This is a genomic window from Oceanobacter sp. ABM4_470, from assembly GCF_056158645.1.
The window spans coordinates 1,688,611-1,714,627 of record NZ_JBSWTR010000001.1 but is presented as its reverse complement, the minus strand read 5'-3'; the positions used below and the strand labels follow the sequence as shown (position 1 = coordinate 1,714,627).

At 54.2% G+C, this 26,017-nt stretch carries 19 protein-coding genes; 16 read left to right on the top strand and 3 right to left on the bottom strand.

Features of this window, described 5'->3' with window-relative positions:
- Positions 1 to 116 precede the first annotated feature (116 nt).
- The 6 genes from ACXADJ_RS07550 (at position 117) to prpF (ending at position 9,039) form a co-directional block, all read left to right on the top strand.
- Positions 117 to 1,325 carry an MFS transporter gene (locus tag ACXADJ_RS07550; RefSeq protein WP_475064383.1) on the top strand — a complete coding sequence of 403 codons (1,209 nt, stop codon included), beginning with the start codon at positions 117 to 119 and terminating at the stop codon, positions 1,323 to 1,325.
- A gap of 355 nt (positions 1,326 to 1,680) precedes the next feature.
- Entirely contained in the window at positions 1,681 to 2,343 is a 663-nt protein-coding gene (locus tag ACXADJ_RS07545) for a GntR family transcriptional regulator (RefSeq protein WP_036534260.1), read from the top strand.
- Positions 2,344 to 2,358: 15 nt separating this feature from the next.
- Positions 2,359 to 3,240, top strand: a complete 882-nt coding sequence (prpB, locus tag ACXADJ_RS07540) for a methylisocitrate lyase (protein WP_475064381.1) — start codon at positions 2,359 to 2,361, stop codon at positions 3,238 to 3,240.
- A 235-nt stretch (positions 3,241 to 3,475) separates the two neighbouring features.
- A complete protein-coding gene (gene prpC, locus ACXADJ_RS07535; protein WP_475064378.1) occupies positions 3,476 to 4,609 on the top strand; it encodes a bifunctional 2-methylcitrate synthase/citrate synthase in 1,134 nt (377 codons plus the stop codon).
- A gap of 423 nt (positions 4,610 to 5,032) precedes the next feature.
- Entirely contained in the window at positions 5,033 to 7,660 is a 2,628-nt protein-coding gene (gene acnD, locus ACXADJ_RS07530; RefSeq protein ID WP_475064376.1) for a Fe/S-dependent 2-methylisocitrate dehydratase AcnD, read from the top strand.
- Between the two features lie 158 nt (positions 7,661 to 7,818).
- Positions 7,819 to 9,039, top strand: coding sequence for a 2-methylaconitate cis-trans isomerase PrpF (gene prpF, locus ACXADJ_RS07525; RefSeq protein WP_475064374.1), 1,221 nt, complete (start codon positions 7,819 to 7,821; stop codon positions 9,037 to 9,039).
- Positions 9,040 to 9,055: 16 nt separating this feature from the next.
- Here prpF and ACXADJ_RS07520 read toward each other — a convergent pair whose 3' ends face one another.
- The 3 genes from ACXADJ_RS07520 to rne form a co-directional block, all read right to left on the bottom strand.
- Positions 9,056 to 12,544, bottom strand: coding sequence for an ATP-binding protein (locus ACXADJ_RS07520; protein WP_475064371.1), 3,489 nt, complete (start codon positions 12,542 to 12,544; stop codon positions 9,056 to 9,058).
- A 20-nt stretch (positions 12,545 to 12,564) separates the two neighbouring features.
- Positions 12,565 to 13,611, bottom strand: a complete 1,047-nt coding sequence (locus tag ACXADJ_RS07515) for an HD domain-containing phosphohydrolase (protein ID WP_475064369.1) — start codon at positions 13,609 to 13,611, stop codon at positions 12,565 to 12,567.
- 331 nt (positions 13,612 to 13,942) lie between these two features.
- Complete coding sequence (gene rne, locus ACXADJ_RS07510) at positions 13,943 to 17,452, bottom strand: ribonuclease E (protein WP_475064367.1); 3,510 nt, start codon at positions 17,450 to 17,452, stop codon at positions 13,943 to 13,945.
- 674 nt (positions 17,453 to 18,126) lie between these two features.
- Between rne and ACXADJ_RS07505 the strand changes: the two genes are divergently transcribed.
- From ACXADJ_RS07505 to fabF, 10 genes are all read left to right on the top strand, one after another.
- Positions 18,127 to 19,095 carry an RluA family pseudouridine synthase gene (locus ACXADJ_RS07505; RefSeq protein ID WP_475064364.1) on the top strand — a complete coding sequence of 323 codons (969 nt, stop codon included), beginning with the start codon at positions 18,127 to 18,129 and terminating at the stop codon, positions 19,093 to 19,095.
- On the top strand, positions 19,085 to 19,735 hold the full coding sequence (locus ACXADJ_RS07500) for an HAD family hydrolase (protein ID WP_475064362.1): 651 nt from the start codon (positions 19,085 to 19,087) through the stop codon (positions 19,733 to 19,735). Before ACXADJ_RS07505 ends, ACXADJ_RS07500 begins: the two co-directional genes overlap by 11 nt.
- Before the next feature lie 47 nt (positions 19,736 to 19,782).
- A complete protein-coding gene (locus ACXADJ_RS07495) occupies positions 19,783 to 20,736 on the top strand; it encodes a S49 family peptidase (protein WP_475064360.1) in 954 nt (317 codons plus the stop codon).
- Positions 20,737 to 20,825: 89 nt separating this feature from the next.
- Positions 20,826 to 21,347: a YceD family protein gene (locus tag ACXADJ_RS07490; protein ID WP_475064358.1), complete on the top strand. Its 522-nt coding sequence runs from the start codon at positions 20,826 to 20,828 to the stop codon at positions 21,345 to 21,347.
- 14 nt (positions 21,348 to 21,361) lie between these two features.
- Positions 21,362 to 21,547 carry a 50S ribosomal protein L32 gene (rpmF, locus tag ACXADJ_RS07485; RefSeq protein WP_028292421.1) on the top strand — a complete coding sequence of 62 codons (186 nt, stop codon included), beginning with the start codon at positions 21,362 to 21,364 and terminating at the stop codon, positions 21,545 to 21,547.
- A gap of 1 nt (position 21,548) precedes the next feature.
- Positions 21,549 to 22,559, top strand: coding sequence for a phosphate acyltransferase PlsX (plsX, locus tag ACXADJ_RS07480; protein WP_475064356.1), 1,011 nt, complete (start codon positions 21,549 to 21,551; stop codon positions 22,557 to 22,559).
- A gap of 183 nt (positions 22,560 to 22,742) precedes the next feature.
- Positions 22,743 to 23,681, top strand: a complete 939-nt coding sequence (fabD, locus tag ACXADJ_RS07475) for an ACP S-malonyltransferase (protein WP_475064353.1) — start codon at positions 22,743 to 22,745, stop codon at positions 23,679 to 23,681.
- Between the two features lie 4 nt (positions 23,682 to 23,685).
- Complete coding sequence (fabG, locus tag ACXADJ_RS07470; protein ID WP_475064350.1) at positions 23,686 to 24,426, top strand: 3-oxoacyl-ACP reductase FabG; 741 nt, start codon at positions 23,686 to 23,688, stop codon at positions 24,424 to 24,426.
- Between the two features lie 41 nt (positions 24,427 to 24,467).
- Positions 24,468 to 24,701: an acyl carrier protein gene (gene acpP / locus ACXADJ_RS07465; RefSeq protein WP_028292417.1), complete on the top strand. Its 234-nt coding sequence runs from the start codon at positions 24,468 to 24,470 to the stop codon at positions 24,699 to 24,701.
- 74 nt (positions 24,702 to 24,775) lie between these two features.
- Positions 24,776 to 26,017, top strand: coding sequence for a beta-ketoacyl-ACP synthase II (fabF, locus tag ACXADJ_RS07460; RefSeq protein ID WP_475064347.1), 1,242 nt, complete (start codon positions 24,776 to 24,778; stop codon positions 26,015 to 26,017).

Here is a 26,017-nt window from a genome sequence, read left to right as displayed (position 1 = left end):
CCTCAGGTTTGTTCGTTGCAGTGGACAATCCATCCCGCTTGCGCCACTGGTGCATTACCTTCTCCGGCCCCATGCTTCGCGGTTTTCTAAAACACTGTTTTTCGTTTGAGGTAGCTATGTCTGCTGAATCGGTCGTCAACCCTGTCAAGGAGTTGAGCCCGCTGGCTGTTGGTCTGATTTTATTGGCACTTACCATCGGGGGCTTCGGTATTGGTACCGGGGAGTTTGCCATGATGGGCCTGATGCCGTTTGTGGCCAACGATCTTGATGTGTCAGAACCCATGGTTGGTCATCTGATCAGTGCTTATGCGCTGGGTGTTGTGGTTGGTGCACCGTTGGTCGCCTTTATGGGAGCACGCTTCAAGCGCCGTACTCAGCTACTGATTCTGATGCTGTGTTTTGCTGTCGGTAATTTTGCCAGTTCGGTCGCGGCCGATTACTACGCTCTGGTGGTGTTCCGTTTTATTGCCGGTCTTCCTCATGGCGCTTATTTTGGCGTCGCTTCCTTGGTGGCAGCGTCGTTGGTGGAACCCAAGCGTCGAGCCAAGGCAGTGGCCTCGGTGTTTACCGGTTTGACCATCGCCATGTTGATCGGCAACCCGTTGGCCAGCTGGGTAGGGCAAGTGATGAGCTGGCGGTTGGCATTCGGATTTGTTGGTGCCGTAGCGCTGCTGACCGTGATTCTGACCTTTATTTTTCTACCGCCGAATCCGGAGGAAAAACGCAGTAATCCGGCCAAGGAAATGCGCGATTTCAACCGCGCTAACATCTGGTTGTCGCTGTTGATTGGTTCGATCGGCTTCTCTGGCATGTTCTGTGTGTTCAGCTACATTGCACCGACTCTGCAGGATGTTACCCGAGTGGAAGATGTCTGGATTCCGGTAGCGATGGCAGCTTTTGGTCTGGGAGGAATTATTGGCAATCAGGCGGGTGGCTGGCTATTCGACAAGATGGGCTTCAAGGCCATTGGCCTGCTGCTGTTGTGGAGCGCGCTTGTGTTGGTGGTGTTCCCATTCACGGCGGAATCGCTGGTCGCTATTCTGATCAGCTGCGTGACCATTGGCACCATGGTTGGCTTGTCGGCTCCGTTGCAAACCCACCTGATGGACATTGCCGGTGAAGCACAAACACTGGCGGCAGCTTCTAACCAGTCGGCCTTCAACGTCGCCAATGCCATTGGCCCATGGTTTGGTGGAATGGCGATTTCTGCCGGGTTGGGCTGGACGTCGACCGGTTATATCGGTGCGGCAACCGCGGTGGTTGCTCTGGTGATTTTCTGGATTGCGGATCGTCATCTTCAAAAAGAAGCCGTCGCCGTTAGCTAACGTTTAACCATCGGCTCTGCAGGGTGCACACCGCGCATCCTGCTTTCCTACCTTTACAGCGCTGTAGGAGGGAATTCATTCCCGAACAAGGGCATCGAGAGTAAGCTCTCTCCCACAATTCCGCTGACCTCCGACTCCCGAGGCTGCGCGCCCCGCTCAACTCCCGACTCCATCCCACTTCGTATACAAACCTGCTTGGCATTCCTGCATAACCTGCCTTTTGTGCTCTCGGGTTTCTATTTTGTATACAATCTACAACCAAGGTCGATTGAAAACGGTTTGAAAGGCCAATATTGTGACTACCCATAACAAGATTGTAGACAAACAGAGCGAACGCCTGTCGAGAGCATCATCCATGACTGAAACCCAAACGCTTGCTGAAAAAGTCTTTGCCGACGTCACCACCGAGATTGTTCGGGGTGAGCGCAAGCCGGGTGAGCGTATTTCGGAACAGATGCTGGTGGAGAAATACGGCGGCAGTCGGGCGCCTATGCGTGAAGCCATCCAAAAACTGGAAGCCCGCCATTTGGTGGTGCGTATTCCTCATGCGGGGGCCCGGGTTGTTTCGCTGTCGTTGGCTGAGTTGCGCGATATTTATGAAGTGCGGGTCGAGCTGGAAAGCATGGCTTGCCGATTGGCGGCCGAGCGCATGACCGACGATGAAATCGCCGAACTGCAACAGCTGCTCAAAAACCATGAAGATTCCATCGAAGCCGAGCAGGGCATGGCTTATTACCAAAAAGCCGGTGATCTGGATCTGCACTATCGGCTGATTCGTGGCAGCAAGAACGAACGCCTGCACCAGATGTTGTGTGGCGAGCTGTATCACCTGGTGCGTATGTATCGCTATCAAACCAGCACCAGTGAAAAACGGCCGCTGCAGGCACTGCAAGAACACCAACGCATTGTCGAGGCCATTGCCGCTCGAGATGCGGAGCTCGCTGAGCTGCTGATGCGACGCCATATTCAGACGTCGCTGCAGAACCTTGAATTCCTGTTGGAACAGTCGCAAGCATAAGAAAAGGAGGGTCGTATGACTCCGGGTCAGAAATTCCGTCAGGCGCTGGCGAACAACAAACCGCTGCAAATTGTCGGCACCACCAATGCCTATCATGCCATGATGGCCGAGCGTGTCGGTCATCAGGCTGTCTATCTGTCGGGCGGTGGTGTGGCCAACCATTCGTACGGTTTGCCGGATCTGGGCATGACGACCATGAACGACGTGCTGGAAGACGTTCGTCGCATCAGCAGCGCGGTAGAGACCCCGTTACTGGTTGATATCGATACCGGCTGGGGCGGTGCGTTTAATATCGGTCGTACCGTCAAAGAGATGATCAAGGCCGGTGCGGCGGCTGTTCATCTGGAAGATCAAGTGGCGCAAAAACGTTGCGGCCATCGTCCTAACAAGGAAATCGTTTCTCTGGAAGAAATGGTTGATCGGGTTAAAGCGGCGGTAGATGCCAAAACCGACAGCGACTTCTTTGTGATTGCCCGTACCGATGCCTTTCAGCAAGAGGGCTTGAACGCCGCTGTAGAGCGCGCCCAAGCCTGTCTGGAAGCTGGTGCCGACGGCATTTTCGCCGAAGCTGTGCATACTCTTGAAGACTATCAGGCGTTCGCTGACGGCATTGGTGGCGCGCACTTGCTGGCCAACATCACCGAGTTTGGTGCGACGCCGTTGTTCAATAAAAACGAACTGGCTGAGCACGGTGCCACCATGGTGCTGTACCCACTGTCGGCGTTTCGCGCGGCCAATAAGGCGGCCTTGAATGTATTCGAACACATCCTTGCCGATGGCGATCAGAAAGCTGTGGTCGACACCATGCAGACCCGTATGGAGCTGTACGATTTTCTGAACTACCACGACTTTGAAGAAAAGCTGGATGCCTTGTTCAAGGAAGGCAAAAACAAATAATCACTGCTTTGCAAGTCATCAGAGGGTCGACCAAGGCCCACTGGTGCAATCATCGGCAACGCCGTAAAACGGCAAGCGGCAACACCGATGAACCGTAAAACAACAAGCTGGCTGAAGTCCCACTGCCAATCCGGTTGCAAGCTTGCACCGGCCAGGTAGAAAAGACTCCCCAAAACGCTGCGTCAGACAGCGAGTCAGGGGCTTCAGCCGGCATATAAACAACGGAGAACGTGACATGGCTGAAGCAAAAAAACTGGCAGGCGCTGGCCTGCGTGGCCAATCCGCAGGTGAAACCGCCTTATGCACCGTCGGCAAAACCGGCGCTGGCCTGACTTACCGTGGCTACGATATCAAGGAGTTGGCCGATAACGCCCAATTCGAGGAAGTGGCCTACCTGCTGCTGTACGGCAAACTGCCGAATCAGACCGAACTGGGCGCCTACAAGGCACGTCTGCAAGGCATGCGTGCATTGCCCGCCGCATTGAAAACCGTGCTGGAACAGATTCCGGCCGACGCCCACCCAATGGACGTTATGCGTACCGGCGCTTCCATGCTGGGTAATCTGGAAGAAGAAAAAGACTTCTCTGAAGCCCACGACAAGATCGACCGCATGCTGGCGATTTTCCCGGGCATGATCAACTACTGGTACAACTTTACCCATAACGATGGCTTGCGCGTCGAGGTTGAAACCGAGGCGGATTCCATCGCTGAACAGTTCCTCTGGACCCTTCACAACAAGAAGCCGGAGCCGCTGCACGTAGACGTAATGCACGCCTCGCTGATTTTGTACGCCGAGCACGAATTCAACGCCTCGACCTTTACTGCCCGTGTGTGTGCGTCGACCTTGTCGGACATTCACAGCTGCGTCACCGGGGCTATTGGTTCCTTGCGTGGCCCGCTGCATGGCGGCGCTAACGAAGCTGCGATGGCGATGATTCAGGATTGGCGTTCTGCCGATGAAGCCGAACAAAACATCATGGGTATGCTGGCTCGCAAGGACAAGATCATGGGCTTTGGCCACGCCATATACCGTGAGTCGGACCCGCGTAATGCCATCATCAAGGAATGGTCGAAAAAGCTGTCTGAGAATGTAGGGGATGAATACCTGTACGCCGTTTCAGAACGGGTTGAAGCCGTGATGTGGCGCGAGAAAAAGCTGTTCTGTAATGCCGACTTCTTCCATGCCTCGGCGTATCACTTTATGGGCATTCCAACCAAGTTGTTCACGCCGATTTTTGTTTGCTCTCGTGCTTCAGGCTGGTGTGCACACGTACTTGAACAGCGCGCCAATAACCGCATTATTCGCCCATCGGCGGACTACACCGGCCCTGAGAGTGCCCAGTGGGTGCCGATTGAAGAACGGGAATAACATCCCGGCTCAATAGAAGCAGCTGACTTGTAGGAGCAGGCTTGCCTGCGATTGTGAGTGCCAGTGCCAGTGCCGTAGCAGCTTACTCGGTGTTGCGGCTCACAATGCGCATTCGGTGAGCCGATTTCAGTAAGGACGAACAGGACGAGAAAACATGGATGTTTTCTCAGCTCAGTTGAGGCAGGGATGCCGAATCTGAGCGAGTCCGTCGTGAGTCCGCGCTGAAATCGAATCAGCGAGCCGTCAGCGCGAAAGCTGGGGGCGCCCGACCGGCCGGGGATAAGTTCCCCAGGAGGTCATTGGCCTGACCAGATACAACGCCCGTTAAGGCCGAACATTGTGTGCGCCCATCAATAAAAAATTATCACTGGCGCTCTCCCATCACTTAACGGAGAGATCAAAACGACCAGAAGAGAGATCACCATGAACAGCAATTTCCGTAAACCGCTTGCCGGTACCGACCTCGACTACTTCGATACCCGCGCCGCCGTTGAAGCCATCAAACCTGGCTCCTATGACGGCCTGCCATACACCTCCCGTATTCTGGCCGAACAACTGGTGCGTAAATGTGAGCCTGAGCTGCTTAACGATGCTCTGGGCCAGCTGATTGAGCGCAAGCGTGATCTCGATTTCCCATGGTATCCAGCCCGTGTGGTGTGCCACGACATCCTTGGCCAAACCGCGCTGGTGGATTTGGCGGGCTTGCGGGATGCCATTGCCGAGCAGGGCGGTGACCCGTCCAAAGTGAACCCGGTGGTGCCAACCCAGCTGATCGTCGATCACTCGTTAGCCGTGGAAGCGCCGGGCTTCGATCCTGACGCATTCGAGAAGAACCGCGCCATTGAAGACCGCCGTAACGAAGACCGTTTCCATTTTATCGAGTGGACCAAAACCGCGTTTGAAAACGTCGACGTGATTCCTGCCGGTAACGGCATCATGCACCAGATCAACCTGGAGAAAATGTCTCCGGTAGTGCAATCCCGCGAAGGTGTGGCGTTTCCGGATACCTGTGTCGGTACCGATTCTCACACCCCGCATGTTGATGCCTTGGGCGTGATTTCCGTGGGTGTTGGTGGTCTGGAGGCTGAGACGGTGATGCTCGGCCATCCATCCATGATGCGTCTGCCAGACATTGTTGGTGTGAAACTGACCGGCAAGCGGCAGCCGGGTATTACCGCCACCGACATCGTGTTGGCTTTAACTGAGTTCCTGCGTGCCGAACGGGTGGTAGGGGCTTATGTGGAGTTCTTTGGTGAAGGCGCTTCCAGTCTGTCTGTCGGTGACCGTGCCACCATTTCCAATATGACGCCGGAATTCGGTGCCACTGCGGCGATGTTCTACATCGACGAGCAAACCATTGATTACCTGAAACTGACCGGCCGAGAGCCAGAACAGGTAGCCTTGGTAGAACAGTACGCCAAAGAAACCGGCTTGTGGGCGACTGCGCTTGAAAATGCCGAGTATGAACGTGTGCTGGAGTTTGACTTGTCTACCGTTGTACGCAATATGGCTGGCCCATCGAACCCTCATCGTCGACTGCCCACCACCGCACTGGGTGAGCGCGGTATTGCCGATGCTGAAAAGCTTACCGAGGCCAAAAAACAGGAAGCTGACGGCCTGATGCCGGACGGTGCTGTAATCATCGCGGCCATCACCTCCTGCACCAATACTTCCAACCCGCGCAACGTTGTGGCTGCGGGCTTGCTGGCCAAAAAAGCCAACGAGTTGGGGTTGGTGCGTAAGCCGTGGGTGAAGACTTCGTTTGCTCCAGGGTCGAAGGTAGCCAAGCTGTACCTGGAAGAATCCGGCTTGCTGCCAGAGCTGGAAAAGCTGGGTTTCGGTATTGTTGCCTACGCCTGTACCACCTGTAACGGTATGTCTGGAGCCCTGGACCCAGCGATTCAGCAAGAAATTATTGACCGCGACCTGTACTCCACCGCCGTTCTATCGGGTAACCGTAACTTCGACGGCCGTATTCATCCGTATGCCAAGCAAGCTTTTTTAGCCTCGCCGCCATTAGTAGTGGCTTACGCCATTGCGGGTACCGTGCGTTTTGACATTGAGCAGGACGTACTGGCAGTGGTGGATGGTAGGGAAATTACCCTGAAAGACCTGTGGCCATCCGATGAAGAAATCGACGCCATTGTTGCAGCCAGCGTGAAGCCAGAGCAGTTCAATCAGGTGTATATCCCGATGTTTGATCTGGGTGAAAAAGAACAGGCAGAAAGCCCACTGTACGCCTGGCGCGAACAGTCCACCTACATTCGTCGTCCACCGTATTGGCAAAAAGAGGGGGAAGGGGCGATTGCTGGCGACCGCACCCTGACTAACATGCGTCCACTGGCGATCCTGCCGGATAACATCACCACCGATCACCTGTCGCCATCCAATGCGATTCTGATGAACAGTGCTGCCGGTGAGTACTTGCACAAGATGGGCCTGCCGGAAGAAGACTTCAACTCCTACGCGACCCACCGTGGTGATCACTTGACCGCTCAGCGCGCCACTCTGGCCAACCCGAAACTGCTGAATGAAATGTGCCGCGATAAAGACGGTAACGTGATTCAGGGCTCGTTGGCTCGTGTTGAGCCAGACAGCAAACAAATGCGCATGTGGGAAGCGATCGAAACCTACATGAACCGCCGTCAGAACCTGATCATTGTGGCCGGTGCCGATTATGGTCAGGGTTCTTCCCGTGACTGGGCTGCCAAAGGTGTTCGACTGGCGGGTGTGGAAGTGATTGTGGCCGAAGGCTTCGAGCGTATTCATCGTACCAACCTGATTGGTATGGGCGTACTGCCCGTTCAGTTCCACGAAGGCATTAACCGCCATACTCTGGAACTAGACGGTACCGAGACCTACAGCATCATTGGCGACGTTGAACCACGTGGCGAGTTGACGCTGGTAATCACCAGAACCGCTCTCGGTCATGAAGGTGAAATGGTTGAAGTCGGCGTAACCTGCCGCCTCGATACCGCGGCTGAAGTGGAAGTGTACAAGGCCGGTGGGGTGTTGCAGAAGTTCGCCAAGGACTTCCTGCAAGGGGCTTGAAGCTGCCTGGGGTCGGACGTCTGAAGTCAGACGTCTGACGCTGTCAGTGGTAACCAGTTTAATTGTTAACCGCGTCCGACTTCAGACTTCTGGCGTCAGACCAATCCTGGCGTCTGACCTCAGACATCCGACGTGTAAGATGAAAACAGGAGTTGAGCATGTCCAGTGTTCCTCAAATAAAAATCCCGGCGACCTACATTCGTGGCGGTACTTCCAAAGGCGTGTTCTTTCGTCGTGAAGACCTGCCACAGGCGGCCCAGCAACCAGGGGCGGTACGTGACGCGATTCTGATGCGGGTGGTCGGCAGCCCGGACCCGTACGGGCAGCAGATTGATGGTATGGGCAATGCGTCGTCCAGTACCTCGAAGACGGTGATTGTGGATCGCCCAAGCAAGGAAGGACACGACGTTGACTATCTGTTCGGGCAAGTTGCTATCGACAAGCCGTTTGTAGACTGGTCGGGTAACTGTGGCAATTTGACAGCGGCGGTTGGTGCGTTTGCAATTATGTCAGGCTATGTTGCCGCTGAGAAAATTCCCCAAAACGGCATTTGTACTGTCCATATCTGGCAGAAAAACATCAGCAAAACCATCGTTGCTCATGTGCCAATTACCAATGGCGAAGTTCAGGAAACCGGCGACTTTGAGCTGGACGGCGTGACCTTTCCGGCAGCGGAAGTTGTGATTGAATTTATGGACCCGGCCGATGCCCCTGAAGGTGGTAAAAAGGGCTCCATGTTCCCGACAGGTAATGTGGTCGACGAGCTGGAGGTTCCGGCCTTTGGCGACAAGCCTGCAGCGAGTTATCAGGCGACCATGATCAATGCCGGTATTCCGACGATCTTTTTGAATGCCGCCGATATCGGTTACACCGGTACTGAGCTTCAGAAAGACCTAAACAGCAATGCTGAAGCACTGGCCTGGTTTGAACACGTGCGTGCTCATGGGGCCATTAAAATGGGTTTGATCAAGGAATTGGACGAAGCCAAAACCCGTCAGCACACGCCCAAAATTGCTTTTGTTGCGCCAGCGAAGGCGTATACCTCATCGAGCGGTAAAGACATTGCCGAGTCGGATATTGACGTGTGTGTGCGGGCACTGTCGATGGGTAAGTTGCACCACGCCATGATGGGCACGGCATCTGTGGCAATTGCCACGGCGGCAGCGGTTCCGGGGACTCTGGTGAATCTGGCGGCTGGCGGCGGTGATCGAACGTCCGTTACCTTTGGCCATCCATCCGGCACCTTGAAAGTCGGGGCGGAAGCCTGTCTGGTCGACGGTGACTGGACTGCCACCAAGGCGGTCATGAGCCGCAGTGCGCGAGTGATGATGGAAGGCTGGGTGCGCGTGCCCGGCGAGCTTGTATCCGAGACGGAATAAGTGGCCTTATGGCTGTTCACAGCGCTGACTTATATCTCTCCATCAAGGTCTCAATCAGAATGATGTCGAAGGTATCAATCGCTGCTAGCAGGTTGATACCAATTTCCTGAAATTCAACCAGTTGGTCTTTTTCAGACAGATCAATGAGCTGTTCGGCAAACGCCTTGGTATCGTCCAGGCTTTGGGTGGTGTTGGCTTTTTTGAACATTGGCGCCAGCTGCTGTGCAAGCTTGCTGCGTTGTTCCGGGGTGCTGCTGCCTGCACTGCCACCTGTATTGCTGTTACCGGTATTGCCAAGGCTGTCAGTCGGCTTACCCGCTGAAAAACCAGCAGAATGCCCCTGCCGGCTGGTCGAGCTATCGACGGACTGGTGCGGCAGCCAGGGCTTCAGCATAGATACCAGCTCACGCCGCAATACGGGTTTGCGTAAATGGCCGTTGAACATGGCTAGCTGGCCCGGGTCTTCCGGGTTATTGACTACCGAGGCGGTGAGGGCAATCACTGGTAAATCCGGGTGCTTGGCTCGTATCTGGCGGGTGGCTTCGTAGCCGTCCATAACGGGCATTCGTATGTCCATCAACACGGCATCAACTTCTTGTGCCTTGCTACCCAGCATGTCGACGGCTTGCTGGCCGTCTTCTGCTTCGATGATCTGAACAGAGGACTGGTCAAAAATCTGTTTGATCAGCTCCCGGTTGTTGCTGATGTCGTCGACCACCATCACGCTGCAGGAGGTAAAAATACCGACAGTTTCTGCTGCTGGTGTGGCGGCGCGGTCGATGGCGTCGGCCATGTCGATACTGGCGATATCCAGCGCTGGCAGCTTGACGATAAAGCAGGCGCCTTCTCCCGGCGTGCTTTCAACCGAAATCACCCCGTTCATCATTTCCACCAGCCGTTTGGAAATGGCGAGACCCAGCCCGGTGCCACTGGCATCGTTGGCTTGTTTGTCGACCAGTTGTTCGAATTCACCAAAAATCAGCTGCTGATCGTGTTCGGAGATGCCAATGCCAGTATCGCAGACGCGAATTTCGAGCCCGACTTTGGACAGGTGATCGTCAATGTGAAGAATTTTGGTTTCAATGGCGATGTGCCCTTCGGCGGTGAATTTGACGGCGTTGCCGACCAGGTTGATCAATACCTGACGCAAGCGAATGTCATCCACCAACACGGCTTTGGGCAGACCGGGATCGGTGTTTACCACCAGATCCAGCCCTTTGGAGGTGGTGGTCAGCGAGAAAAATTCGGCAATCTCGTCCACCAGATGATTGATGCTGGTGGGGGCGGTGCGAATTTCCAATTTGCCGGATTCAATTTTGGACAGGTCCAGAATGTCGTTAATCAACTGTAATAGCGACTCACCGGCCTTGTGAACGGTATCGACATATGTGCGCAGGCGTGGCTTGTCGAGTTGTTCACTGAGCAGTTCGGTAAAGCCAATGATGGCGTTCATCGGCGTGCGGATTTCATGGCTCATATTGGCCAGGAAGGTGGATTTTGCCCGGTTGGCTACTTCGGCCGCTTCCTTGGCGCGGGCTAACTCTGATGTCAGTCGTTTGGACTCAGTGATGTTGCGGAACACTGCATAAACGGCGGGTTTGCCTTCCAGCAGGATTTTGGTCAGCGAAATGTCGACCCACAGCTTATTGCCGTCGCTGTTGCAGACCATCAACTCAAACTGATGATTGCCTGCGTTCAGGCAGACAGAAAAAGCGCGCAGCAACAGCTCTTGGGTGTCCATGCCGCCGGGTTGTAATGATGGCGCCAGATCTTCCAGTCGGCAGCCTTTCAGGGCGTCCGGACCCGTCCGCCCGAACAGCTGTTCGGCAGCATGGTTAAAGGCAATGCACTCCCCAAACAGGAAGATCATGTTGCACTCGGTGGCTTCCTTGAACAACGCCTTGAAGTTATCGCGTTCGGTTTGCAGCTGCATCTCGGCTTGTTTGCGCTGATCCACTTCACGGGTCAGCTTGCGGTTCCAATGCAGGCTGGCTGCCACGTACAACACAAAGATCACCGCAATTTGAACCAGCAGGGTGTAGTCGACCTTTTCGGCAAACTCAACGTCGGTCCATTGTTGCAGCACCTTCAGACGTTCGGATTCGCTGATGGAAATGTTGGCGCTCTCAATCGCGGTACGCAGCTGTGGTGACTGGCGGCTGATCATAATGGTTGGCTTGATCAGGATGCCGGTCTTGCCGACGACCTTGATGTTGCGGTGGTTGTCGACACGAAGCAGGTGATTGGCAGTGATCAGGGGTAGGGCAATGGCATCAAGTTCGCCCCCTTCCAGCAGGTCGAGCCCCGCCTGATAACTGTCGAATGGGGTGATGATGCTATTCGGCACCTTGTCGCTCAGGGTATATTGGTAGCTGGCGGCTTCGGGTACGCCTATGGTGAGGTTTTCCAGCGATTGCAGATCACCAACAAAGTCTGATCCTTGGGTTTTCAGTATCACCAGAGGTGTCGTCAAGAGCGTCGTGAGCGGCTCGTAATACTCACGGAAAGGGAAGGAGTTGACGTCATCAACGACCACTACTGAGCGGTTGCCGTCGCTGGGAACAAAATGCACGTCCAGGCCTTGTTCAGCCTGGCCCAGGTATTCGCCAGCCAAGCCGGCGAGTTGGTCGTTTTCAACAAAGTAAACGGGCGGCATTGAAGGGCCACTGACACTGATGGTGGGGTTGGCCTTGAGCCATTCCACCTCACTGAGCGACAAGATGATGTCCTGATTGATGCCGTTTTGATCCGGTATCCAAAGCTGCATGCGCTGGTCCATGTCGGTGCGGCTGTAATCCGCCAGCGCATCGTTGAGGATGTCGCGCAGAATGGGCATGTTCATCGGTACCGCCATGCGGAAATCTTCGGCGGTGAAGGACTTCAGCGGTTTGATGTTCAGAACACCTTGTTGGCCCAGCACATAATGCACCGCAGGGTAGGGACCAATCAGCAAGTCGGCTTTACCTTCCAGAACCAGCTGAATGGATTCACTGACGTTGGCGGTTTTTACCAGTGTCATACCTGGGTATTGGCGACGAACCAGTTCTGTCAGCGGATGGTTTTCGACGATGGCGAGCTTCAGGTTGCTCAGGTAGGTTTCACTGCTGCCGACCAGATCGCTGTGACCAAACAGATAAATCCCCATGCGAATGTAGGGGGTGCTGAATAACAGATCATTGCTGAGAGACCAGCTTTTCACGCTGGTGGCCAGAATGTCTACCTCGCCGTTGCGGCTGGCCTCCAGCAAATCCGGCCAGTCGGCCATCACGTAATTAACGTTTAAGCCGGCACGTTTGAGGATATCCCCCAGCAGGTTTTGGGAAAAGCCATCGGGTTCACCTTTGCTGTTAACGAAGTCGTAAGGGGCGAGATCCCGCTGTACACCGACGGTGATGGTCTTCTGAGTGGTGACCCAGTATTTCTCTTCAGCGTTCAGTTCAAACGCACGACTGCCGCAGGACGCGGTAATCAGCAGCATCCAGACCAGCAGAACAAACGGACGCATGGGCGGATTCCTTTCCGGGATTATTGATTGACGATGGCGATGAATTCGTCGGCGTTTTGAAGGAATACATCCACCAGGCCGGGGTCAAAATGACTACCGCGGTTTTCTTCGATGTAGCGGATGGCGTCGTCGGTGGTCCAGGCTTCCTTGTACACCCGTTTGTGCGTGAGGGCATCGAACACATCGGCAATAGCGACAATGCGGCCGTAGATATGAATGTCAGCGCCGCTGATACCGCGCGGGTAGCCATCGCCGTCCCAACGCTCGTGATGTTGCCAGGCGATGATATCGGCTGCTTTCAGCACCTTACGTGATGCGGTTTGTAGAAACTGATGTGCCTTTTCCGTGTGCGTTTTCATGATTTCGTACTCGGACGGCGATAGCTTACCGGGCTTGTTGAGGATCTCCTTGGGAATGAACACCTTGCCAATATCGTGCATCGGCGAGGCGTGAAAGATGATGTCTTCGTCTTCGCTTGAAAGCGACGGTTCGTGATGGGCCAGCAGCCGGGAAATTTCTGCCACCCGTTTGATGTGGCGTCCGGTTTCGTCCGAGGTGAACTCCATCAGCTCGGTCAACATGTGAATCATTTCCAGCTGGCTTTGTTCCAGCTCGGTCATCATGCGCTTTTCGGTCAGGTTAACCTTACGTTGCAGGCTAAGGTTGTTTTGCCGAAGCAGCTTGCGGGATGCGTGCAATTCCAGGTGGGTACGAACCCGAGCCAGCAACTCGGCGGCGTGAAACGGTTTGACGATGTAATCGACCGCGCCGGCTTTGAAGCCGCGAGTAATGGCATCAACGTCTGAGCGGGCGGTGAGAAAAATAACCGGCGTGTCGCTGTGGCGAGGGTCTTGCTGAATAAATTCACACACGGCAAAGCCGTCGATGCCCGGCATCATAATGTCGAGCAGGATCAGATCGAACTCCTGCGACTTCAGCAGTTGCTGAGCTTTCTCTCCGGATGTGGCGTAGGACAAATCGTAGCTTTCTTCCCGCAGAATGCTCATCGCAACCCGGATGTTATCGGCAACGTCGTCTACTACCAGAACTCGACAATTTCTATCCATGGATGACCCATCTATCAGAATGTCCTGATGTTCAGCTTAATCATTGTGTTTTTTATCTTCTACTACTCTGCGTTTATTGGCAGCTTTAGTCATAAAGGAAAAGTTTAGTACATCTTTGAGGTATATCGAGCTGGCTTGAATGAGGCGCGACGGAGGCTCAGAGACCAATAGAGCTTAAGGCAGAGAGGTTTAAAGGGACGGAAGCAGGGGTTGGGCCAAGGGGTTAAGAAAGAGGAGGTCAAGAAAGAGGAGGTCAAGAAAGGAGTGAGCGCCTGAACGCAGGCAATAAAAAAGCGGGCCTAAGCCCGCTTTTGCACTGGGTCAGTGTCTATCAGGAAGGAGTGCGAGTATCAGATTTCTCGCTGTCCTTGGTAGACGCTTCCTCTGTGCTTTCAGCTGCTTCTGATTCAGTCACTGGGGCTTCGGAAGCCTCAGTGTCTGTGGAAGCAGCTTCTGCTGCAGGTGCCGTCAGGCTTTCGTTGGCTTCAGCTGTATCAGCAGACTGGGATTCGCTGGTTTCGACAACCGGCGTTTCCGCGTCTGATTTCTCAGTTTCTGCTTTTTCGGCTTCTGCTTTTTCAACGTCTGCTTTAGGCGCTTCTGCTTGCGAAGCTGCATCAGTTTCAACAGCAGTGCTTTCTGCAGTTACTTCGGCCGCTTCAACGGCTTGGGCATCAACTACCGCTGCGACAGGATCTGCTTCAACCTGGGCTTTGGCCTGTTCAGCTTTAGCAGCTTTGCCTGAGTTGCGTGGGTCGTTAGGTGCACGACCACCGGCACGGCGACGACGACGGCGACCTGAAGAAGCTTCTTCGGCATCTGCTTCGTTGTCGGCTTTTGCCTCAACCTCTGGCTTGGCGCCTTCTGCTTTTTCGGCTTCTGCTTTCGCTTCAGGCTCAGATGGAGCCGTTTCAGCAGGTTTTTCTGCTGCCGCTTCCTGTGCTTCTGCTACAGGAGCGTCGGCCTTGGCGGCTTCCGCAACAGGTTCGCTGCTGGCAGTTTCGTCTGCTTTGGTTTCTGTAGCCGGGGCTTCGGTAGCGCTCTCAGTAACCGCAGTGTTTTCAGCGTTTGCATCAGCATCCTGCTTGTCTGCTGACTTGCGACGACGGCTGCGACGACGACGGCGAGTTGGTTTCTCTTCGTCGCCTTCTTCTGCATTTGCCTTTTCTGTGCCGGCGTTTTCGGCATTAGCTTCTTCAGCATTGGCACTGCCTTCTTGTGCTTCGTCGGCAGAAGCCACGGCTTCTTCAGACTTGGCTTCGGCTGGCTTTTCTGATTTTGCAGTGTCGGCTTCTTCAGCTTTTGCTTCTGTCGCTTCGGCTACGGTTTCAGTTGCAGGCGCTTCTTCTGCCTTGGCCGGTTCAGCGGCCTTGCTCTCAGTCACTTCAGTTGCCGCTTCTGTGTTTGCATTGTCAGCATTCACGGTTTCGGCATTTGCAGTTTCTGAGTTGCTGACTTCTGCATTGTCAGACTTGCGGCTGCGACGACGACGGCGACGACGACCTGGGCGCTCTTCGGCGTTGTCCTGACCGCTGTTGTCAGCTGCAGCAGCTTGAGTTGCTGGCTGTGCGTCTTCTGACTTGGCAGCCGGTGCTGCTACTGGCTTGTTCTCATCTTCTTCCGCACCTGGCTTTGGTGATTCGCGACGGAACTCAGTGCTGCCGTTGCTGCGGTCGCGGCGAGGGCGACGACGACCGTTGGAGCGAGCTTCCTGAGTGTTCTCAGTGTTGCTGCTGTCGGTGTCTTGCTTGCGGGTCTCTTCGCGACTATCGGCCTTACGATCTGCATTACGCTCGCTATTGCGGTCGTTGCTACGCTCGGCGCGATCGTTGTTACGGTCGTTGCTGCGTTCGCTGCCGCGATCGTTATTTCGATCGTTGCTACGACGACGATTGCGGCTACGGCTGCGACCATTTTCGTTGCTACCGTTTTCGCTGTCGTCAGTACGCTCGGTAGAGCGTTCAGAACGGTTGCCGCGGTTATCAGACTTCTCGTCCTGATCACGGTTGTTGCGACGGGTGCGGCCATTGCCACGCTTGTTGCCGTTACCGTTGTTGCTGCGACCTTCTTCCTTGCGTGCCTTGTTGGCAGGCTTGGATTCGGCTGCTGGCTTTTCTTCTTCGGTGTTACCACCGAACAGGCTGGACAGGAAGCCTGCGACCTTTTCAATCACACCCTGGGATTCTGCTGGGCTGGCTTTTTCGGCCGGCTTTGGTGCAGGTTGTTCGGCTACAGGCTGTGCTGCCGGACGAACCACACCTTTAACAGCGGCTTCCTGAGCTTTGCTGGCAGGCGCAATGGTGGTGTCGATGCCATAATCCGGCTCGGCTTCGTCGAAGCGATGCTCGTAGGAAATCTCACCCACCAGGCTATCGTCCGGACGCAAGCGCAGCACTTCAAAGTGCGGAGTATCCAGTTGCGGATTTGGGAGAACCATCACGCGAGTGTGGTGACGGCGCTCAATCTGTTCGATCAGGGCGCGTTTTTCGTTCAGCAGGAAGCTTGCAACCACCACGGGTACGATGGCACGAACCTGTCCGGTGTTTTCCTTGGCGGCTTCTTCTTCAATCAGACGCAGGATGGACAAGCCGGTGGACTGAACATCACGGATAACGCCAGTACCGCTACAGCGTGGGCATACGTGGCCACTGGTTTCTTCCAGCGACGGACGCAGACGCTGACGGGACATTTCCATCAAACCAAAGCGGGAAATGCGGCCAATCTGAATGCGAGCACGGTCCATTTCCAGTGCTTTCTTCAGACGGGTTTCCACTTCACGCTGGTGCTTGTTGGACAGCATGTCGATGAAGTCGATAACCACCAGACCACCCATGTCACGCAGGCGCAGCTGGCGAGCAATTTCGTCGGCAGCTTCGAGGTTAGTATTGAAGGCAGTGTCTTCAATATCGGAACCTTTGGTGGCGCGGGAAGAGTTAATGTCGATGGACACCAGTGCTTCGGTTGGATCGATCACGATGGAGCCGCCGGAAGGCAGTTTCACTTCACGCTGGAAGGCGCTTTCGATCTGTGACTCAATCTGGAAACGATTGAACAGCGGCACGCTGTCTTCGTAACGCTTGAACTTGTTGACGTACTGCGGCATCACCTGCTCAACAAACGCCAATGCTTCGGCGTGGGCGGCATCGGTGTCGATCAGTACTTCACCAACGTCCTGACGCAGGTAGTCGCGGATAGCGCGGATGATGACGTTGCTTTCCTGCAGCAGCAGTTGAGGCGCAGCCACTTCGTCGTAGGCGCGCTGTACGGCTTCCCACAAACGCAGCAGGTAATCGAGGTCGGATTGCAGTTCCTGACCCGAGCGGCCAATACCGGCAGTACGGACGATAACGCCCATCTTGTCCGGAATGGTCATTTCTTTCATGGCATCGCGCAGTTGTGAACGATCGTCACCTTCGATACGACGGGAAATACCACCGGCACGAGGGTTGTTTGGCATCAGCACCAGGTAACGACCGGCCAGACTGATCTGAGTGGTCAGGGCCGCACCCTTGTTGCCACGTTCTTCTTTATCAACCTGAACAATGATTTCCTGGCCTTCCTTGATCACATCCTTGATGTTGATGCGACCTGGGCCCGGGTCTTTGCGGAAGTATTCGCGGGAGATTTCCTTCAGTGGCAGGAAGCCATGACGCTCTGCACCGAAGTCTACAAAAGCAGCTTCGAGGCTAGGCTCGATGCGAGTGATCTTGCCTTTGTAAACGTTGGATTTCTTTTGCTCTCTGGAGCCGGATTCAATGTCCAGATCGTACAGTTTCTGGCCGTCGACCAGCGCTACGCGCAACTCTTCCGGTTGAGTTGCGTTAATCAGCATTCTTTTCATGCAGTACGGTTAGCTCTGTTGGGCATACGCACCGCTGGCAATTCCGACGCTTGTTGGTCGGCCAATACCAAAATGTTTATGGGTGCTTTGAGAGGGCTGCACATCGGTACGTCTTAACTCGATGCCACAGGGCCTACTGCATAGGTGCATTCCGGCACCAACACTCCAGACGGCGGCTGATTTTCTGTGGGGTCGGCGTTGTATCGCGGACGCGCCATGCAAACCGGATTTTTCCCGGTATCAGACAGCCTGTCTTCCATAATTTGATAAAGCGAGATCGCCAGCAGTTGGGCTGCCTGGTTTATCTCACTGGCGGGGGCGTCGATATTGGCGCGAAACAGTGGGGCTATGTTTCCCGCGGCGGCTTCGGTGTTTCTGGTCCGTAAGCGGCCGTCTGACTGTTTCGCAGGCTCTGATATCTCGCAACCTGCCGGGTTAAATCTTGCGAAGAGTTTCTTGAAACCTCTTCTTCTTCTATACTCGCCGGCTTTGTTTCGGCGTTCATGCAGTGGCTCTAAAGATATACATGAGCCATACAGCAGCTGGAATATAGCAACAAAGTTTGGTGGCAGCAAAGCTTTGGGCGCAAAGCGGCAACTCCACCTGAAATGATGAGGTTTTGCGGCCATTGGTTGGCTTGCAACTTGTCTGTTTCCGCCAGTTTTCGGAGTCCTATGGCCAGGTTTGAACTCGACACATCCAAAGTTAACTTTATTGAGGTAACAGAGGATAACGACGGTCAACGTATTGATAATTTCCTGATCACCGCGCTGGGCAAGGTGCCCAAAGCGTTGGTTTATCGCATCGTTCGCAAAGGCGAAGTGCGGGTGAATAAAAAGCGGGTCAAGGCCGACAGCCGAATTCACAGCGGCGATCTGATCCGGGTGCCGCCGATTCGCTTGCCGCAGGAGCAGGCGGCAGCTCATGCCTCCGATGACCTGCTGCAAGGCATTCGGGATGCCATTGTGTACGAAGACGATGCCATCATGGCGGTTAACAAACCGCATGGGTTGGCAGTTCACGGCGGCAGTGGTGTTAGTCTGGGCTTGATTGAAGCGGTGCGACAAATGTACCCATCGCACACCTTTCTGGAGCTGGTGCACCGGCTTGATCGCGATACCTCGGGCATCATTCTGATCGCCAAGAAGCGCTCTGCACTGGTGGCGCTGCAAAAAATGCTGGTTAATAAAAGCGGCATTCAAAAGCGTTATTTGGCGCTGGTGCATGGCCGCTGGCCGGCATCTGTGAACGAAGTGAAGGCACCACTGAAGAAATTCGAGCGCAAATCCGGCGAGCGTATTATGTTGGTGGACGGCGAGGGCAAAGCGTCACATACCCGTTACAAACTGGTGTCCTCTGGCTCGCACTATTCTCTGGTTGAAGCCGAGCCGGTTACTGGGCGTACTCATCAGATTCGGGTGCATTGTCAGTTTCAGGGATATTCCATTGCCGGTGACGACAAGTATCGCGACAAGGCTCAGGTATTGATCGATCAGCAGCACGGCTGTCGCCGCCTGTTCCTGCACGCGCTGCAACTGGAGTTCCGTCATCCGATTTCGGGTGAGCATATGTCGCTGGTCGCCAAGCCGAATAAAGACTTCGAGAAATTCCTTAATAAAGAAGGATGCCACTATGAGCTATGAGCTCATCATCTTTGATTGGGACGGAACCCTGGCCGATTCTACCGGCCGCATTGTTGATAGCATGCAGCATGCCGGGCGTCTGACCGGCTTGCCTGCGGTGACCGATGCGGAAGTACAAAACATCATTGGTCTGGGGCTTCCTGAAGCATTGCAAACCCTGTGGCCGGACATTACGGCTGAGCAGCTGGACGCCATGCGTGAAGCCTATGCCCGCAACTTTGTTTACGACAGCCAGGTTAAAATGACGCTGTTCGAAGGCGCAGAGGCTTTGCTGGAAACCTTGCAGCAGCAGGATCGCTTGCTGGCGGTGGCTACTGGTAAAAGCCGTCGTGGGTTGGATCGCATCCTGGATGATCTGGCGCTGCGTCATCGCTTCGCGTCAACGCGTTGTGCTGATGAAACCCGCTCCAAGCCTGATCCTCTGATGTTGCATCAGTTGCTCGAGGAACTGAATGTTACAGCCGATAAGGCCGTTATGATTGGCGATACCACTTATGATCTGGATATGGCCAATGCGGCGGGCATCGATTGTGTGGCAATGAGTCACGGCGCGCACGATGAAGACTTGCTACTGTTTTCCAATCCGAAGGCGCTGCTGCATTCCATTGCTGAGTTGCAGCAGTGGTTGTTACAGCACTGATTAAATGGCATAGCCAATTGTTGAAGTAATTCGTTATGGAAGAACCGATGAATCGACCTGAAGATTCCAGTAAAGAATGGAAGTTGATTGAAAAGCTGGTGATGGATCTGCAGAAGGAACAACGCAGAACCCGCCGCTGGGGCATATTCTTTCGCTCCTTGATGTTTATCTATTTGTTTGCGTTGCTTTGGTTTATTCGTTTGCCGGTAGACGATGCCATGGAAATGGCCGATGGCGAACCGTTTGCGGCGATTGTTGAAATCAACGGTGCTATTGCTGCTGATCAGGATGCCAATGCCGATACCATTATCACGGGTATTCGCAATGCCTTTGATAATGAGGCAGCCACTGGGCTTATTCTGCGAATCAACTCACCGGGTGGTAGTCCTGTTCAGGCGGGTTACGTCTATGATGAAATCAAGCGCCTGAAGTCGCTGCGACCAGAATTCCCGGTCTACGCTGTCATTGTTGATCTGGGTGCATCCGGGGCCTATTACATTGCCGCGGCAGCAGATGAGATATATGCCGACAAGGCCAGTCTGGTGGGCTCCATCGGTGTGGTTGGCTCTGGCTTCGGTTTTACCGGTATTATGGATAAAGTGGGTGTTGAGCGTCGGACTTATACTGCCGGCGATCACAAAGGCTTCCTGGACCCGTTCCAGCCTGAACGCGAAGATGAGCGTGAATTCTGGCAAGGGGTGCTGAAAGTCACCCATAAACAGTTTATTGATCAGGTGAAGCAAGGGCGGGGCGACCGTCTGTCAGATGATCCTGATTTGTTCACTGGCTTGATCTGGTCTGGCGAGCAAGCGCTTGAGTTGGGCCTGATTGACGGGCTGGCATCGTCCAGTCAGGTAGCTCGTGAACAATTGAATACGGAAGAGCTGGTGAACTTTACGCTGCGACCTGATCCAATTCAGGAATTGGTTGGCAAGCTGGGTGCATCACTGGGCAAGGGTATTGCCACCACAGTAATGGGGCAGGGAATTCAGCTGCGTTAAGGGTAATTTCATTAACGCATTGGTTTTTCTGGCTTTTTGATTAAATAATTTTGACAACGGGGGGCGAGGTATCTAATATCTCGCGCACTATGGCAGAGGCGCAGTTACCCCATCGAGTCGATGCGACTAAACTTGTTGAAATAAATCAACGGTTTAACGCTGAAATCGACAGTTCTGAACTCCTTCGTTTGAATGAATCCGTAGATCAGTGCCTGGCACCGGTTACGGTTGATGTTTCATTTGATCGGGATGAAGAACGTCATCGAGTGATGATGGGAAAATGTTCCACTCGGGTTTCCATGATATGTCAACGCTGTCTTGGAACCGTGGATGTGGATGTAGAAAGTCAGTTTTCGCTGGGTTTGGTATTTAACGACGATCAGGCAAAAAATTTGCCCAGAAGTCTTGAACCGGTGGAAATGGACGAAAATGGCATTATCGATCTCTGGTCGGTAATGGAAGATGAAGTGCTTCTGGCGCTTCCGATGTTTCCAATGCACTCGGATAACGAATGCCGGATTCAACAGCAGCCCGAGCCGGAAAATACAACCAGCGGTAACGAAAAGCGGCCTAATCCGTTTGACGTTTTAGCACAGCTCAAACAGAAATAGTGTAGGAGCCAACAATGGCGGTTCAACAAAACAAAGTAACTCGTTCCAAGCGTGGTATGCGTCGTTCTCACGATGCACTGGACACTGGTTCCGTAGCCCTGTCTACTGATCCAACCACCGGTGAAAAGCATCGTCGTCACCACGTGACTGCTGACGGTTTCTACCGTGGCAAGAAAGTCGTGGAGACTGGCAACAGCTAAGATGTTAACCATCTCGGTAGATGCCATGGGCGGGGACTTAGGTCCCCGCGCTGCGTTATGGGCTGTTAAAAAGGTTCTGGCAAGAAAACGCGATGTTGCTATCCGTTTATATGTCGAGGAATCTCTGGTTCAGGAAGCTACCGATATCATCGCTGATGGCAGTGGCCGGCTCCGGGTGATTGGATGCGGTGTCAGTGTCTCAGCGGATGATAAACCTTCCGTCGTTCTTAAACGGCGACAATCTTCTTCCATGGTCAGGGCCTTGCTGTCTTGTCGTCATGGCGAATCCCAGGGCGTTCTGTCAGTTGGCAGTACCGGCGCGCTGATGATTCTTTCCCGTCGCTTGCTGGGCGTTCTGCCCGGAATCGACCGGCCTGCGTTGGCCACTCAAATCCCTACTCGTGGTAAACCTCTGTTATTGCTCGACCTTGGCGCGTCGCTTGGGGCAACGGCTTCGCAGTTGGTGCAGTTTGCTGTGCTCGGTGTGGCCTGGTGTCGTTCGATGAATATTCATGAGCCAGAGGTCGGCATCCTTAATGTAGGTCATGAATCCGGTAAGGGAACGGAAGACATCCGTTCGGCCTCCGGTATTTTGCATGGGTTAATGCCGGCCAACTATCGCGGTTTCTTTGAAGGTGATGATCTGTATCGCGGTGATCTGGATGTCATGGTCTGTGATGGCTTTACCGGAAATGTTGCGTTGAAAACCAGTGAAGGGCTGACCCAGTGGTTGACCCAAATGGTAAAAGACGAGTTACGCGGACATTGGATTTTGAGACTTGTGTCTCCCGTGTTACGAGCCGCGTTTCGCCGCATACATCAACGCATTGCGCCGGCTCGTCATGGTGGCGCCATGCTGCTCGGTATTGATGGTGTGGTGGTAAAAACCCACGGCAAGTCGGACGAATCAACCTTCGAGCACGCCATGTGCTACCTGGCCAAACAAGCAGTGAATCATGACCGTGAGGCACTAATTCGTCAGATTATGCCAATGCAGGCGGCGATTGCCTGAAACAAATTCAATAAAATTGTGCCTGTTGGTTGTTTACTGTGAGCGGACAGGGTCCTAGTATGGCGCCCGCCTTCGGGTTGCAGCATGTCTCTTGAGTTTTTATCCTTGCTGCAATTGGTATCCCGAGGGGCAACAGTCAGGTGTTTTGCTGTTGCTGAAACCAACCAGTCTGGTGGTCATTAAATGACAGATGTAATTGCGATTTTTCCGGGTCAGGGTGCACAAGCTGTTGGCATGCTGGCCGATCTGGCGGCCGAATACGATGTGATCGGCGAAACCTTTGCTGAAGCGTCCGACGCCATTGGTATGGATCTGTGGGCTCTGGTCCAGGATGGTCCAGTCGAAACCCTGAATCTTACCTACAACGCCCAGCCAGCACTGCTGACTTCCAGCATCGCGGTTCTGCGTCTGATTCAAGCCCAGTGCCCGGCACTGAACATTGTTGCCGCTGCGGGCCACTCTCTGGGTGAATACTCTGCGTTGGTTGCGGCTGACGCATTGGACTTCGCCGATGGTGTGAAGCTGGTACGCAAGCGTGGTCAGCTGATGGATCAAGCCGTTCCGGCCGGTCAAGGCGGCATGGCAGCCATTATTGGTCTGGATGAAGCCGCTGTGGCGCAGGTTTGCGAAGACGCAACCGCTGCCGCGGGTGTGGTAGAACCAGCCAACTTCAACGCGCCAGGTCAGATTGTCATCGCGGGCGCTGCTGCCGGTATTGAAAAAGCCGTTGAACTTGCCAAGGCAGCAGGTGCCAAACGCGCACTGCCTCTGGCCGTGAGTGGTCCGTTCCATTCCAGCCTGATGAAAGCCGCTGCGGAAGACTTCAAGGAAGCACTGGCTGCGGTTAACTGGCGTGCTCCGGCATTCCCGGTATTCCACAACGTTGATAACGCTCCGGCCCCTGTGGCTGAGGTTCAGGAAAAACTGTTGGCTCAGCTTTACAGCCCGGTTAACTGGACGGGTGCGGTTCAGGCCGTACGTGGCAAAGCCGATGTGGCAGTAGAATTTGGTCCGGGCAAGGTATTGGCCGGCCTCAACAAGCGTATTGATAAAACGTTGGCAACTCACGGTACTGGCGATCTGGCCAGCGCCAAAGCTGTCATCGAAATGATTCAAGGATAATTACATGTCTGAACAAGCATTGGCGCTGGTAACCGGCGCGTCACGTGGTATTGGCCGTGCTGTGGCCGAGACACTGGCCAAGCAGGGTTACAAGGTGGTTGGTACTGCAACCAGCGAATCCGGCGCAGCTTCCATTCGCGAAGCGCTGCAGGCTGTTGGCGCTGGCAACGATGCCATCGTACTGAACATTGCTGACGCTGAACAAACAGCGGAAGCACTGAAAACCTTCCTGGCTGAACACGGCACTCCGGCGGTACTGGTAAACAACGCCGGTATCACCCGTGACAATCTGTTCCTGCGCATGAGCGATGAGGAATGGAACGCTGTTATCAACACCAACCTGAGTGGTGTGTTCCGCGTCTGCAAGGCAATGGTCAAGCCTATGATCAAAGCCAAAGCTGGTGCGATTGTGAACATCAGTTCAATTATTGGTACCACTGGTAACGCGGGTCAGGCAAACTACGCCGCGGCCAAGGCCGGTCTGGAAGGTTTCACTCGCTCTCTGGCGCAAGAAGTGGCTGCACGCAATATCACTGTTAATTGCGTTGCACCGGGTTTTATCAAAACTGATATGACCGACGTCTTGCCTGAAGCGCAAAAAGACGCCATTCTGTCGACCATTCCGAGCAAGCGCTTGGGTCAGCCAGAAGAGATTGCCGGCGCTGTAGCCTTCCTGGCCAGTGACGCTGCAAAATACATCACAGGTCAGACCATTCATGTGAATGGCGGCATGAATATGGGTTAAGGTCGTCACGACCTTGGAATCATTAAACGGTAGGAAAAACCATGAGCAACATCGAAGAACGCGTAAAGAAAATCGTCTGTGAACAGCTGGGTGTTAAAGAAGAAGAAGTTAAGCCAGCTTCCTCTTTCGTAGACGATCTGGGTGCAGACTCTCTGGACACTGTTGAGCTGGTAATGGCTCTGGAAGAAGAATTCGAAACCGAAATTCCAGACGAAGATGCCGAGAAGCTGACTACCGTTCAGGAAGCAATCGACTACATCGTTGCGAATCTGTAATAATCGTAACGTCTGAAAGCCGCCTCTTCGGACGCGGCTTTTTTTGTGTCTGTAATGGGGAAATTTGAACAGTGATGACAAAACGACGTGTAGTGGTAACGGGCCTTGGCACTGTTAATCCGCTGGGTCTGGATGTAGAAACCACTTGGCAAGCACTGTGTCAGGGAAAGTCCGGTATCGGACCCATCACTCATTTCGACGCCAGCAGTTACTCCACTCAAATTGTCGGTCTGGTAAAGGATTTTGACGTTACATCGGTAATGTCTGCCAAAGAAGCACGCAAGCTTGACCTGTTTTTGCAATACGCGCTGGTCGCTGCCGATCAGGCACTGAAAGATGCCGCTTTGCCAGAAGATACTGACTTCGACCGCGTGGGTGTGGCCGCAGGCTCCGGTATCGGTGGTCTGAATACAATCGAACAAAATTATCAGCAGCTGGAAAAGAGCGGCCCTCGTCGGGTGTCGCCATTCCTGGTGCCTGCTGCGGTTATCAACATGGCCGCAGGCAACATCGCCATTCGTCATGGTCTGCGAGGCCCTAACTTCGCAATCACGACCGCCTGTACCACAGGCACCCACAACATTGGCTACGCGGCTCGTACCATCGCCTATGGCGATGCCGATGTGATGCTGGCCGGTGGTGCGGAAGGCTCTTCATCGCCGCTGGGTATTGCTGGCTTCGCCGCTGCCCGCGCCATGAGTACCCGTAACGACGAGCCGGAAAAGGCCAGTCGTCCATGGGACAAGGATCGTGACGGTTTTGTGCTGAGTGACGGCGCTGCCATGTTGGTGCTGGAGTCACTGGAACACGCCCAGGCTCGCGGTGCCAAGATCTACGGTGAAGTGGTTGGTCTGGGTATGAGTGATGACGCTCACCACGTGACCAGTCCACCAGAAGACGGTTCCGGCGCTCGTAAAGCGATGGAAAACGCCCTGCGTGATGCCGGTATTGCGCCAGAGCAAGTGGGCTACATTAACGCTCACGGCACCTCTACCCAGGTAGGTGATATTGCTGAAACCCAGGCCATCAAAACCTTGTTTGGTGACCACGCCTACAAACTGGCGGTGTCTTCCACCAAGTCAATGACTGGCCATTTGTTGGGTGCAGCCGGTGCAATCGAAGCCATGATCACGGTTCTGGCGTTGCAGAATGGCAAGATTCCACCCACCATCAACCTCGATAACCCGGATGAAGGCTGTGATCTGGACTACGTGCCACACACTGCCCGCGATGCCGATATCGAATACGCCATTTCCAACTCCTTCGGTTTTGGCGGCACTAACGGCAGTCTGCTGTTTAAACGCTTCGACGGATAA

Bases quoted from the DNA above. Each gene is read 5' to 3' on its own strand.
- ACXADJ_RS07550 (WP_475064383.1), top strand. From the start codon at position 117: ATGTCTGCTGAATCGGTCGTCAACCCTGTCAAGGAGTTGAGCCCGCTG.
- ACXADJ_RS07545 (WP_036534260.1), top strand. From the start codon at position 1,681: ATGACTGAAACCCAAACGCTTGCTGAAAAAGTCTTTGCCGACGTCACC.
- prpB (WP_475064381.1), top strand. From the start codon at position 2,359: ATGACTCCGGGTCAGAAATTCCGTCAGGCGCTGGCGAACAACAAACCG.
- prpC (WP_475064378.1), top strand. From the start codon at position 3,476: ATGGCTGAAGCAAAAAAACTGGCAGGCGCTGGCCTGCGTGGCCAATCC.
- acnD (WP_475064376.1), top strand. From the start codon at position 5,033: ATGAACAGCAATTTCCGTAAACCGCTTGCCGGTACCGACCTCGACTAC.
- prpF (WP_475064374.1), top strand. From the start codon at position 7,819: ATGTCCAGTGTTCCTCAAATAAAAATCCCGGCGACCTACATTCGTGGC.
- ACXADJ_RS07520 (WP_475064371.1), bottom strand. From the start codon at position 12,544: ATGCGTCCGTTTGTTCTGCTGGTCTGGATGCTGCTGATTACCGCGTCC.
- ACXADJ_RS07515 (WP_475064369.1), bottom strand. From the start codon at position 13,611: ATGGATAGAAATTGTCGAGTTCTGGTAGTAGACGACGTTGCCGATAAC.
- rne (WP_475064367.1), bottom strand. From the start codon at position 17,452: ATGAAAAGAATGCTGATTAACGCAACTCAACCGGAAGAGTTGCGCGTA.
- ACXADJ_RS07505 (WP_475064364.1), top strand. From the start codon at position 18,127: ATGGCCAGGTTTGAACTCGACACATCCAAAGTTAACTTTATTGAGGTA.
- ACXADJ_RS07500 (WP_475064362.1), top strand. From the start codon at position 19,085: ATGAGCTATGAGCTCATCATCTTTGATTGGGACGGAACCCTGGCCGAT.
- ACXADJ_RS07495 (WP_475064360.1), top strand. From the start codon at position 19,783: ATGAATCGACCTGAAGATTCCAGTAAAGAATGGAAGTTGATTGAAAAG.
- ACXADJ_RS07490 (WP_475064358.1), top strand. From the start codon at position 20,826: ATGGCAGAGGCGCAGTTACCCCATCGAGTCGATGCGACTAAACTTGTT.
- rpmF (WP_028292421.1), top strand. From the start codon at position 21,362: ATGGCGGTTCAACAAAACAAAGTAACTCGTTCCAAGCGTGGTATGCGT.
- plsX (WP_475064356.1), top strand. From the start codon at position 21,549: ATGTTAACCATCTCGGTAGATGCCATGGGCGGGGACTTAGGTCCCCGC.
- fabD (WP_475064353.1), top strand. From the start codon at position 22,743: ATGACAGATGTAATTGCGATTTTTCCGGGTCAGGGTGCACAAGCTGTT.
- fabG (WP_475064350.1), top strand. From the start codon at position 23,686: ATGTCTGAACAAGCATTGGCGCTGGTAACCGGCGCGTCACGTGGTATT.
- acpP (WP_028292417.1), top strand. From the start codon at position 24,468: ATGAGCAACATCGAAGAACGCGTAAAGAAAATCGTCTGTGAACAGCTG.
- fabF (WP_475064347.1), top strand. From the start codon at position 24,776: ATGACAAAACGACGTGTAGTGGTAACGGGCCTTGGCACTGTTAATCCG.